Genomic DNA, 11,263 nt, shown 5'->3' with positions numbered 1-11,263 from the left:
ACCGGTTCCATGAATGCCAGCGTCGCGGTCAGCAAATATGAACGCCCTAACCTGGAGGGCGGGCTAGGCCTTGCCGGCCAGTTGGGCTTTGGCGCAGCGATCCTCGCCGCCATCGCTTACGTCGCCTACAGCGTTTACGCGGACGCCAACGCGGCGGGTGTGTCGGCCATGGCCTTCCTGCCCTTCGCCCTGCTGTTCATCGCTTTGCTCATCGCGCTCGGCTTCGAATTCGTGAATGGTTTCCACGATACAGCCAATGCCGTGGCTACGGTTATCTACACCAATGCCATGCCCGCGAATGTCGCGGTGGTCTGGTCCGGTTTCTTCAACTTCGTGGGCGTATTGCTGTCCAGCGGCGCGGTCGCCTTCGGCATCGTCTCACTGTTGCCGGTGGAATTGATCCTGCAGGTAGGCTCCAGCGCCGGCTTCGCGATGGTGTTCGCCCTGCTGATCGCCGCGATCATGTGGAACCTCGCCACATGGTGGCTGGGTATTCCGTCCTCCAGTTCGCACACGCTGATCGGCTCGATCATCGGTGTCGGCGTCGCCAATGCGATGATGCATGGCAAGAGTGGCACCGCCGGTGTCGACTGGACCAAGGCCAGCGAAATCGGCCAGGCCCTTCTCGTCTCCCCGCTGGTCGGTTTCGGCGTCGCAGCGCTGCTGTTCCTGGCCATGAAGGTGCTGATCCGAAACAAGGAGCTGTATCAGGAACCCAAGGACGGTGTGCCGCCGCCGCTGTGGATCCGCGCTCTTCTGATCTTCACCTGCACCGGTGTCAGCTTCGCACATGGTTCGAATGACGGACAGAAGGGCATGGGCCTCATCATGCTCATCCTGATCGGCACCGTGCCGACCGCCTATGCGCTCAATCGTGCGGTTCCCGCCAGCTACACGCAGGAATTCCACGTTGGCGCCGATGCCGCCTATGCTGCTCTCGGCGGTGCCCCTGGCACTAACCCGGCCCTGCAGCCCGTTGCGGCGCGCATCGCCGTGACCAGCTATATCGCCGACAAGACCCATCAGGCTTCCACAACCCCGGCACTGGCGGCATTGATCAAGGACATAGACCGCCAGGTCGATGAATACGGCTCACTCGCAAAGGTCCCTGCCGCGGCCAGCGAGAATGTGCGCAACGACATGTATCTCGCCTCGGAAGGCATCAAACGCCTTGCGAAGGACAAGGCCGCCCATCTGAACGAAAGCCAGGTAGAGGCGATCAACGGCTTCAAGAAGTCGCTCGACGCGGGCACACGGTTCATCCCGACCTGGGTGAAGGTGGCGGTTGCCTTCGCGCTGGGCCTTGGCACCATGGTGGGCTGGAAGCGGATCGTCGTCACGGTGGGCGAAAAGATCGGCAAGTCGCACCTCACGTATGCGCAGGGTGCTTCCGCTGAACTGGTGGCAATGGGCACGATCTTCGCCGCTGACCACCTCGGTCTGCCGGTGTCCACAACTCACGTTCTGTCCTCGGGTGTTGCGGGCACCATGGCCGCCAACGGCTCCGGCCTGCAGATGAGCACGGTGCGCAACATGCTGATGGCGTGGGTGCTGACGCTGCCGGTGTCGATCCTGCTCGCCGGCGGGCTCTACGCCTTGTTCTCGACGCTCCTCTGACGGCGCGGGAGGGATATACGGGCGAACGGCAAATCCCTTCCCCCTCGGAAAACGGTCACGGGACCGGCGCCATTTTCGGCGCCGGTCCGGGCCTCGTCTGGGGCCTGGACTTTGCGCCCGGCGGCGCGCACGAAGCCGCGCCGTGCGACGGGGACCCGAACGGAAGGTTCCGCTGGCTGCATTTCAACCTGGCTGACCACGGCACGCGTGTCTGGATCGAGCAGGCAGCCGCTCTGCCCGTCGGTGCGCGCGAACTGCTGCTTTCGCCGGACTCGCACCAGCGCGCGCTTGTGGATGGCGGCGCCGTGTGCTGCATCCTGCACGATTTCGAGCGTGACTTCGACGTGCGCGACACTGCCCGTATCGGCGCGCTGCGGGTGGCGATACTGCCCGGCATGATCGTAACCGCGCGGCGCCATCCGCTGGGGTCGGCCGACATCGTCAGCCAGCGCATCCGCGACGGCGGACGGGTCGATGGCCCCGCCAGCGCACTGGACGTACTGATCGGCAGTCTGAGCCAGAACATCGACATCGTGATCCGCCGCCTCTCCGCCGACGTGCAGGCAGCGGAAGACGCCTTTCTTGAAGGGCACCACCCGCCGACGAGCCGCAACCTTCTCGACATCCGCCGCCGCCTTGCGCAGATCCACCGGATGCTGGACGGTGCCCAGCGCGTTTTCCGTCGCCTGGAGCAGGACGACGACCTGCCCGAAGCCCTGCAATCGACAGTGGAGAAGCTGTCACAGCGCTTACAGGGCCTCGACGCGGATGCGCTCGGTGTGCAGGGGCAACTGCGCCTGTTGCGAGACGAGCTGGATTTGCAGTCCAATCAGCGAACCAACCAGAACCTTTATGTCCTGTCACTCATGACCGCTCTTATGCTGCCGGCTACGCTTGTGACGGGGCTGTTCGGCATGAATACAGGCGGTCTGCCGTTTACCGGCCCCGGAGGCACGATCGCCGCCGGAGTCGTCGCAGCCGGCACGGCGCTTGCGACCTATCTCTTCCTGCGAAGCAAGGGCTTCTTTCCGTAACATACACGCGCGGGTCCGGCACCGGCCCTGCCGCTACACTCCCTGCGACCGCCGCCATACCGAAGGCCATGCATGACCGACACGCTTGACTTCCCCCGCGCCCATCTGGACCGCATCCTCACCCTAGAAGGCGCGCACAACTTCCGCCATGTCGCCGGCTGGCGCACCGTCGACGGCCGCACCGTCGCGCCCGGTCGCCTCTACCGCGCGTCGAGCCTGCACGGCCTGACCGATACCGACCACGACATATTGGCCCCGCTCGGCATCGCCCACGTCGTCGACCTGCGCAGCCGCGCGGAGCGCGAGGCATTTCCCAGCCGCTGGACTACCCCGCCCGCAACCGTATGGACGGGCGCCGAAGGCAGCGCCAATGCCGACCTGACGCGGATGATGCGCCTCGACAATGTCGGTCCGAGCGATGTCCGGGCGGCGATGAGCAAGGTTTATGCCGATTTCACCCAGGACCTCGCCGAGGCGCTGACTGGCCTGTTCAGCGCCTTGTTAACGCAGAAAGCCCAAGGGGCCGTGCTGATCCACTGCGCGGCAGGCAAGGACCGCACCGGCTTCGTCACAGCCATGCTGCTGCGCGCGCTGGGGGTGATCGAAGATGATGTAAGGGCCGACTACCTGCTCACTAACGCCACATACGACCGTGCTTTTGGCGCCTTTGCCCGCCATCACCGGCTGGCCGAGCTGGACGCAGGCATTCCCGGTGCGGCCAGGCTCATGCTGGGCGCTCACGCCGAGTACCTCACCAGTGCCGACGAGGCCCTGCTCGAACGATGGGGTTCGTTCGAGCATTATCTCGCCGCCGCCTGCGGTCTGAATGATACAGGCCGCGCGCGGCTGCAAGGATTTTACCTGACCGGAGCATGACCGCGCGGACCAATCCGACTGTTTGACGCAAGCGGCTGCCGCCGCTACCGCGAACGACATGATTGCCCTGCTGTCCCCCGCCAAGACGCTCGACTTCGAGCGCCCGCTTCCCCCCCTTGCCGTGTCGACACCGCATTTCGCCGCAGAAGCGCAGAGCCTTGCCCGATCCGCCGCGAACCTGACGCAGAAGCGACTTTCCGAGCTGATGCACATCTCACCGCGTCTGGCCAAGCTCAATGCAGATCGGTTTCGCGACTTCGCCGAATTGCCCGAACGGCAGGCGCTGTTCGCCTTCGCCGGCGACGTCTACACTGGTTTCGAGGCATATTCGCTGGACGAAGCAGGCATTGCTTTCGCGCAGGACCATGTGCGGATGCTGTCAGGCCTTTACGGTCTGCTCAAACCACTCGATGCGATCCGGCCCTACCGCCTGGAAATGGGCACGCGCTGGGCGCCGCGCCACAAGAGTCTGACCGACTGGTGGGGCGACCGTATCGCCGAATTCCTGCGCGACCAGCTGGCTGAGGAGGGTTCGAACGTCGTACTTAATCTCGCCAGCCTGGAATACTTCGCAGCCGTGAAGGGGAAGCTGGACGGGGTGCGCGTGATCGAGGTCGAGTTCCGTGAGCCCGGCCCTGACGGCCCGCGTTTCATCAGCTTCAACGCCAAGCGCGCGCGCGGCATGATGGCTCGCTGGCTATGCGAGCATCACGTTACCGACATAGACGCGATGCGAGGCTTCGACAGCGACGGATATCGTTTCGACGCGAAAGAAAGCGACACCGATCGCTGGCGCTTCACCCGCGCATGAGCGGGGCGGGCAAAACCTGTGCCGTCGTCATCGGCGCGTCCGGTGGGATCGGCGGAGCATTCGAGGCGGCTCTGATAGAAGAAGGCACCTTCGGCACAGTGCACGGTTTCGCGCGGTCGCGCAGCGGAACGCAGCATCTCGACCTGTTCGATGAAGGGACCATCGCTGCGGCTGCCGCGCATGTCGCCAAGGGGCCTCCGCCTGCTTTGGTGATCGTTGCCACTGGCCTGCTTCATACGGCAGATCGCGGGCCCGAAAAGGCGCTGGGCGATCTTGATCCGGCGTGGCTGGCGCAAGTATATGCCGTGAACGCGATCGGTCCTGCACTGGTGGCCAAACATTTTCTGCCGCTCCTGCCCAAAGTCGGAAAGCCTGTGTTCGCGGCGCTTTCGGCGCGGGTCGGGTCGATAGCCGACAACCGCCTTGGCGGATGGTACGGTTACCGCGCCTCGAAGGCGGCGCTCAATATGCTGGTGCGCAACCTGGCGATCGAGGAACGGCGCCGCAACGCCCGCGCGATCGTCGTGGCGCTGCACCCCGGCACGGTGGACACCGCCCTGTCCCTTCCGTTTCAGGGCAATGTCCAGCCCGGAAAACTCTTCGATGCCGAAAGGGCCGCGCTGCAATTGCTCGACGTGATCGAAGGACTGAACCTGCCCGACAGCGGCAAGCTGTTCGATTTCGAGGGCAAGGAAATCCCTGCCTGAACAGGGAGACCTGCATCGGATCAGGCCAGTGTCACTTCATGGCCTCGACCGCAGGGTAGATGCCGCGTTCGATCAGGGCCTGACGGGTACCTGTCGGACGCCAGCCCAAAGCGGTGATGCTCTGCTCTGCATCATACGTGGCGCTATGGGATCGGCATCGCCAGTCGTGAAGACTGGAGAGATGGCGATTGGGATGACGGATCGCGGTCTTGACCAGTCCGCGCATCAGGTCTTCCAGCCAGTATCGCCAGATAGGGCGCGGCGCTGCGTGCACTTTGGCCCCCGAACGCGCCTGCATCGCCGCGACATAGTCCCTTGCCGAAAGAAGCGGCGCATCGGCGATCAGGAAGCTGCGCGCCTCGATGGCAGGTGCGTCGAGCGCGCGGACAAGCGCTTCGGCGGCATCCTCGACAAGAACGAAGGGAAGTTTGTGCCTGCCATCCCCCCAATAGGTCAGCCGGTTCCAGGTCTTGAAGCGGCCGATGCCGTAATGGATCGGGGAACTGCCCGCACCGATCACGATACCGAGGCGCAGGATCACAAGCGGCAGCCCCCGCTCCCGCGCCATCGTCAACAGCATGTCTTCGCAGATCGCCTTCGACCGGGCGTAATGATTGCGCCTATCGATGCGCGGATCGAGCGCCGTCGAACCATCGATGCGGTCAGCTGCGTTACCCGATGCGTAGGAATCGATCGATCCCACATAAATGAACCGGCGCACACCCCGGCGCAGCGCCGCTTCCGCAACCCGGCGCGTAGGCTCCACATCGTTGTCGAGATACTCCTGCCAGTTGCGCCCCTCCCCCTTCGCGAGGTGGTAGACCGCATCGACACCGCCCATCGCCGCATCCAGCGCCGCAGGATCGCGGTAGCTACCCGCCACAAGCTCGACCAGGTCGGAAGCCAGAGCAGCCTCTACAGCTTGCGGATCGCGGGTCAGCACGCGCAAGTGCCTTCCGGATCCAGCCAGCCGGGTGACCAGATGGCGACCGACGAAGCCGCTTCCGCCGATCACAAGAACACGCGGCGTCTGCTGGGCCTCGCGGCTTTTCTGAACCAGTGACAATGGCATGATGAAGTGTGCGCTCCTGAGTTGCGAATCCGCATGGGGCACGCGCCAGCCAGCGGCACCGGTCGGGTGAGAATAGCTCTATGATCTAGCTACGGAATTGGGAGAACTCAGGACCGTAAATACCGGGTTGTTTGTGTTGCTGTAGCGTATCACATGTGCGCCGGGCCGCTGGCCGAATGCCGGATTACGCCGTGGCTTCGTCAAGGTTCATCGTATCGAAGGATTCGGAATGTCGAAGTCCCTTGCCCAGAAAATCCTGAGCCGCCTCGGAGACAGGCCTGCGAAGCTGGCCTTCAACATCTCCAACACGCCGGTGATCCGCAAGCGGCTCTGGCGGCGTTATCACGACGCGCTGGAAGCCTATCGGCCTTCGCTGCCAAAACTGGACGGGATCGACCGGGAGATAGTGGAGGGGCTGGAGCGTGACGGGATATTCGTGACCTCACTTGAGGCATTGGGCCTGAAAGGCTCGGAAGCAATGCTTCGGGCGGCGCAAAAAGTCGCGAGCGAATACACTGAAAGCGCTCGGCGAGAGGCCAGCGCCGGGCGCGAATTTATCTGCGCTCCGACATCCGCAACGCTCGAAAATCCGGAGATATTCCACTGGGGGCTCGACGAGCGGCTTCTGAACATCGCCGAGGCCTATATCGGCTTGCCGGCTGCCTACGATGGCATGGCGCTCATTTACACGGTGGCTGACGGAACCGAGCTTGGCCCGCGCAAGTGGCATCGCGACCGCGAAGATCGCAAGATGATCAAGCTCGCGGTCTACTGCACTGACGTAACCGACCGCGGCGGTCCGTTCGAACTGATCAGCCGGGTCGACAAATCGCAAGGTGTGGATGATCGTTACGATTTCGAGTTTGGCACCGAGGAAGTTCTGATCCAGCGTTTGGGCGCTGATTATGCGCAAGGCATCGTCAGCTGCACCGGGCCGGTCGGAACGGTGGTGTTCGCTGACACCGCGCGTTTCTTTCATCGAGGCGCGCCGACTTACGACAAGGACCGCGCTGCGCTGTTCTACGGCTATTTCGCGCACCTCACGCGGCACCCCTATTTCTGCGAGCGATCGGGCCTGAGCCGGCGCGAAATCGCCGCGCTGGCGAGCGGCCTGTCCCTGCGCCAGCGGGCAAGCGCGCTTTGGCAGGAGGCTTTGCCGACGTTGCTGAAACTGATCCCTCCCGCTCCGATCTGAACCGTCCCGCCTCCTTCATCGCAGAGGGCGGCGCATACTTGCTTGCAAAACAGGATGAGTGCGCGATGTCGAGTATGCAATATCAGGCTGCCGACGGCGGTGCCCCAAGGGGCGCCGCCGTCGGCGTCGTGGTGATCGGGCGCAACGAAGGGGACAGGCTCCCGCCCTGCCTGCTATCGGCGAAGCGCGCTTGCGAGCGAGTGGTTTATGTGGACTCCGGTTCGAAGGACGACAGTGCCGCCATGGGACGCACCCTGGGGGTCGAGGTTATCGAACTCGATTCCTCTCAGCCCTTCACGGCCGCGCGTGGTCGCAATACCGGCTTCGCGCGGCTAAAAGCGCTGTGGCCGGACACGCAGTTCGTGCAGTTCATCGACGGCGACTGCGAACTGGATATCGGCTGGATCGACGCTGGCCTGGCAGGGATCGCAAAGGACGCGCGCACCGCCGTTGTCTTCGGCCGCCGACGTGAACGCTATCCCGATCGCACCGTCTTCAACCACGTCTGCGACATCGAGTGGGATGGCCTCGCAGGGCCTGTCGACAGCTGCGGCGGTGATGCGCTTGTCAGGGTCGAGGCGATGCTGGAGGTAGACGGCTATGACGCAGGGCTGATCGCGGCAGAGGATGATGACCTGTGCCACCGGATGCGGCGCTGTGGCTGGAAGATCGTCCGCCTGCCCGACGAGATGACGCTGCATGACGTCGCTATGACCACATGGTGGCAATGGTGGCAAAGGAACCGGCGCAGTGGCTATGCCGGGGCCGAGGCCTGGCACCGCCGCGGAGCCGAAGACCCCAAGCTGCTCAAGCATGTGGTGAGCAACCTGCTCTGGGCGCTTCCGCCGTTCTGGCTTTTGTGGCCAGCGCTGTGGTGGCGGGTCTATCGCCGCTCCGGGGCGATCTATGCAACGCATATCGTGTTGGGTAAAGTGCCCCATTGCGTAGGGCAGCTCGGGTTCTGGTGGACCAGCCTGCGCGCGCGCAAGATGGTGCTCATCGAGTATAAATAGCGCGTTTCCGAAGCGACTTTAGCGCACAATCGTCGCCCGCGCCGTCGCCAGCCATCTAAGACCGAACTGCCCCTGACCATGCCTGGGATCAGGGGCGGATGGAGTTCAGAAGGCGTCAGGTACGTAGAGTTCTTCCGGCACCGGCTGGCGGATATAATCGCTGTTGCGCACGCGGTCGGGCAGCACCACCGGCGCGCGGGGCACGTCTTCATATGGGATCTGTTCCAGCAGGTGCGCGATGCAGTTCAGCCGAGCGCGCTTTTTGTCCACCGCTTCGACCACCCACCACGGCGCCTCGGGAATATGCGTATGCTCCAGCATCGCTTCCTTGGCGCGGGTATAGTCCTCCCACCGGCGGCGCGATTCCACGTCCATCGGAGAGAGCTTCCACTGCTTGAGCGGATCATGGATGCGCATGTTGAAGCGGAACTGCTGCTCGTCGTCGGTGATTGAGAACCAGTATTTAAGCAGGACGATTCCCGAACGTACAAGCATCCGTTCAAATTCGGGGACCGAGCGGAAGAATTCCTCCACGTCGCCCTCGTCGCAAAAGCCCATCACCCGCTCCACACCCGCGCGGTTGTACCAACTGCGGTCGAACAGCACGATTTCTCCTGCTGCGGGCAAGTGGGCGACGTAACGCTGAAAGTACCACTGGGTGCGCTCGCGCTCGCTGGGAGCAGGCAGCGCCGCGACCCGGCACACGCGCGGATTGAGCCGCTGGGTGATGCGCTTGATAGCGCCGCCCTTGCCAGCAGAATCGCGGCCCTCGAAAAGGACCACCACTTTCAGGCCCTTGTACTGAACCCATTCCTGCAGGCGCACCAGTTCGTGCTGGAGGCGGAAAAGTTCACGAAAATAGATACGGCGGTCGAGCTGTGCCTGCTCGGGATGTTCGGACATCTCGTCCAGAAGCGATTCCAGACGGCTCTCGTCGATCTCCATTTCCAGCTCCTCGTCGAAGCTGTCGGCGATTTCCGCCTTGATGCGGTCCATTTCGAAACCATGGGGCGGGTTCATCGCTGGAATCCTCGTGTTCGTGACATATCGTTTCTGCCGCACTTGCATGACAGCCGGGTTACGGGCCCTCACAGGCTGCCCGTCCCCTGCGGGAACAGCGGCCGCAGCCGTTTATGGAACGAACGCCGCTCCGGTCGTGCCCGGGGCAACCTGCTGCGCGCCCCGTTCGCACTGGAAATACTAAACTGTCTGGCAACCAGTGCGCGCGTGACGACTTCCGATAGGGGAGACCGTCATGCGCAGGGCCGAGCCGCCTCGCGAAACTGGGGGAAGGCAATGAAATCGACCTGGCTGATCGCCGCACTACTGTTCACCAGTGGCGGACCTGCCCTGGCCCAATCCGCCGCATCCCGATCCGCCGCGCCGATTCCGGCCGAAGACCGTCCCCGCGTGGACACCCTGCCCGGTTCCCCGGTCGAACCAAAGGATAGTCCTGCCTTGCGCTACGGCGCGCTCTTCGAAGCGGTGCAGAGTGGGCGTGTCTTTGCCGATGGCAAAACCTTCGCCGATGCCGTTCCCCGGCGCGATCCCGATGCGATCATGGCAGACTATCTGGCCCACAGACCTTCCGGCGAGGCGCTGAAGACCTTCGTTCTCGCCAACTTTACCGTGCGCGGGCAGAACGACCGCGGCGGCCTTCGCGATCATATCCGAAAGCTGTGGCCGCAACTGGTCCGCCAGCCTGAAGCGGTGCCGGCGGGCAGCTCCGCCCTGGCGTTGACAGCGCCCTATGTGGTGCCGGGCGGACGGTTCCAGGAAATCTATTACTGGGACAGCTACTTCACGATGCTGGGCCTGCGCCTCGACGGCCAGCAGCCCCTTGTGGAATCGATGCTCGAGAACTTCACCGGCCTGATCGAACGGGTCGGCCACATTCCCAACGGTACGCGCACTTATTACCTCGGCCGCTCGCAGCCGCCGTATTATGCGCTGATGCTGGACCTGTCACAGAATACCGATCCGATCGTCGCCGCGCGCCGGCTGGCCGCCCTGCGCGCCGAGCACGAGTACTGGATGAAAGGCGCCGGATGCGTGAAGGGAAAAGCAGCGTGCCTGCGCGTCGTGAAGATGCCCGACGGCAGCCTGCTCAATCGCTATTACGACGACCGCGACACCCCGCGCGATGAATCCTGGGCCGAAGATGTGGCGACGGCGGCCGAGGCGGCACCCCGCCTCGCTGCGGATGTATACCGGGACCTGCGCGCAGGCGCCGAAAGCGGCTGGGACTTCTCATCTCGCTGGCTGGCCAAACCCGGCTCGCTGGCGACAATACACACCACTGACATCGTACCGATCGACCTCAACAGCCTGATGTGGGCGATGGAGCGCGGGATTTCCGAGCGGTGTGCGAAAGCGGGCGACGAGCCCTGCGCCCGCCAGTTCGACGCGCTGTCCGTGAAGCGAAAGAAGGCGATCGACCGCTATCTGTGGCAGCCCGGCCAATCGCGCTTTGCCGACTGGGACATGGCCGCGCGCAGGCCCACGGCAGTGACCAGCGCCGCCACCTTGCAGCCGCTGTTCGTCGGCCTTGCTTCACCCGCGCAGGCAAGGGCGGTTGCGGCCACCACGCAGCGCGTGCTTCTGGCCGAAGGCGGCCTGCGCACGACCGTCCTTTCCACCGGCCAGCAGTGGGACGAACCCAATGGCTGGGCACCTTTGCAATGGGTGGCGATAGAGGGGCTTTCGAAAACCGGCCACGACGATCTGGCCCGCGATATCGCCCGGCGCTGGATCGGTACGGTCCGCAGCGCTTACGGCGAAACCGGCAAGATGCTGGAGAAGTACAACATCGAAACCCGCACGCCCGGCGGCGGCGGGGAATATCCGGTCCAGGACGGCTTCGGATGGACCAACGGCGTGGCCAGCGCCATCCTCGACAAGTATCCCGAACTGGCTACCGAGAACTGATCAGGCCGCA

10 protein-coding genes are annotated in these 11,263 nt (G+C 63.9%); 8 read left to right on the top strand and 2 right to left on the bottom strand.

Annotated elements, in window-relative coordinates:
* Positions 1-9 precede the first annotated feature (9 nt).
* From V474_RS09240 to V474_RS09220, 5 genes are all read left to right on the top strand, one after another.
* Positions 10-1,617: an inorganic phosphate transporter gene (locus tag V474_RS09240; RefSeq protein WP_059151210.1), complete on the top strand. Its 1,608-nt coding sequence runs from the start codon at positions 10-12 to the stop codon at positions 1,615-1,617.
* Entirely contained in the window at positions 1,545-2,651 is a 1,107-nt protein-coding gene (locus tag V474_RS09235) for a CorA family divalent cation transporter (protein WP_236711010.1), read from the top strand. Before V474_RS09240 ends, V474_RS09235 begins: the two co-directional genes overlap by 73 nt.
* A 72-nt stretch (positions 2,652-2,723) precedes the next feature.
* Entirely contained in the window at positions 2,724-3,527 is an 804-nt protein-coding gene (locus V474_RS09230) for a tyrosine-protein phosphatase (protein ID WP_059151209.1), read from the top strand.
* A gap of 58 nt (positions 3,528-3,585) precedes the next feature.
* Positions 3,586-4,338: a peroxide stress protein YaaA gene (gene yaaA, locus V474_RS09225; protein ID WP_059151208.1), complete on the top strand. Its 753-nt coding sequence runs from the start codon at positions 3,586-3,588 to the stop codon at positions 4,336-4,338.
* Positions 4,335-5,045: an SDR family NAD(P)-dependent oxidoreductase gene (locus tag V474_RS09220; protein ID WP_059151207.1), complete on the top strand. Its 711-nt coding sequence runs from the start codon at positions 4,335-4,337 to the stop codon at positions 5,043-5,045. The genes yaaA and V474_RS09220 overlap by 4 nt, the downstream gene beginning before the upstream one ends.
* A gap of 31 nt (positions 5,046-5,076) precedes the next feature.
* Here the strand turns inward: V474_RS09220 and V474_RS09215 are convergent, their stop codons facing one another.
* Positions 5,077-6,117 (bottom strand): NAD-dependent epimerase/dehydratase family protein, encoded by a 1,041-nt coding sequence (locus tag V474_RS09215; protein WP_082699692.1) that lies wholly within the window; start codon positions 6,115-6,117, stop codon positions 5,077-5,079.
* 229 nt (positions 6,118-6,346) lie between these two features.
* Between V474_RS09215 and V474_RS09210 the strand changes: the two genes are divergently transcribed.
* The gene (locus V474_RS09210) at positions 6,347-7,312 is read left to right on the top strand and encodes a hypothetical protein (protein ID WP_236711002.1); all 966 of its coding nucleotides are present in this window, start codon (positions 6,347-6,349) and stop codon (positions 7,310-7,312) included.
* A gap of 65 nt (positions 7,313-7,377) precedes the next feature.
* Positions 7,378-8,325 carry a glycosyltransferase gene (locus V474_RS09205; RefSeq protein ID WP_236710999.1) on the top strand — a complete coding sequence of 316 codons (948 nt, stop codon included), beginning with the start codon at positions 7,378-7,380 and terminating at the stop codon, positions 8,323-8,325.
* Between the two features lie 105 nt (positions 8,326-8,430).
* Here the strand turns inward: V474_RS09205 and ppk2 are convergent, their stop codons facing one another.
* A complete protein-coding gene (gene ppk2, locus V474_RS09200; protein WP_059151204.1) occupies positions 8,431-9,345 on the bottom strand; it encodes a polyphosphate kinase 2 in 915 nt (304 codons plus the stop codon).
* Between the two features lie 276 nt (positions 9,346-9,621).
* On the opposite strand from ppk2, the gene treF reads away from it, so the two are divergent.
* Complete coding sequence (gene treF, locus V474_RS09195; RefSeq protein ID WP_059151203.1) at positions 9,622-11,253, top strand: alpha,alpha-trehalase TreF; 1,632 nt, start codon at positions 9,622-9,624, stop codon at positions 11,251-11,253.
* The last annotated feature ends 10 nt before the right edge of the window (positions 11,254-11,263 follow it).

Source organism: Novosphingobium barchaimii LL02 (genome assembly GCF_001046635.1).
GTDB classification, from domain to species: domain Bacteria; phylum Pseudomonadota; class Alphaproteobacteria; order Sphingomonadales; family Sphingomonadaceae; genus Novosphingobium; species Novosphingobium barchaimii.
The sequence above is the reverse complement of the archived record's forward strand: the minus strand, read 5'-3'. Positions and strand labels throughout refer to the sequence as shown.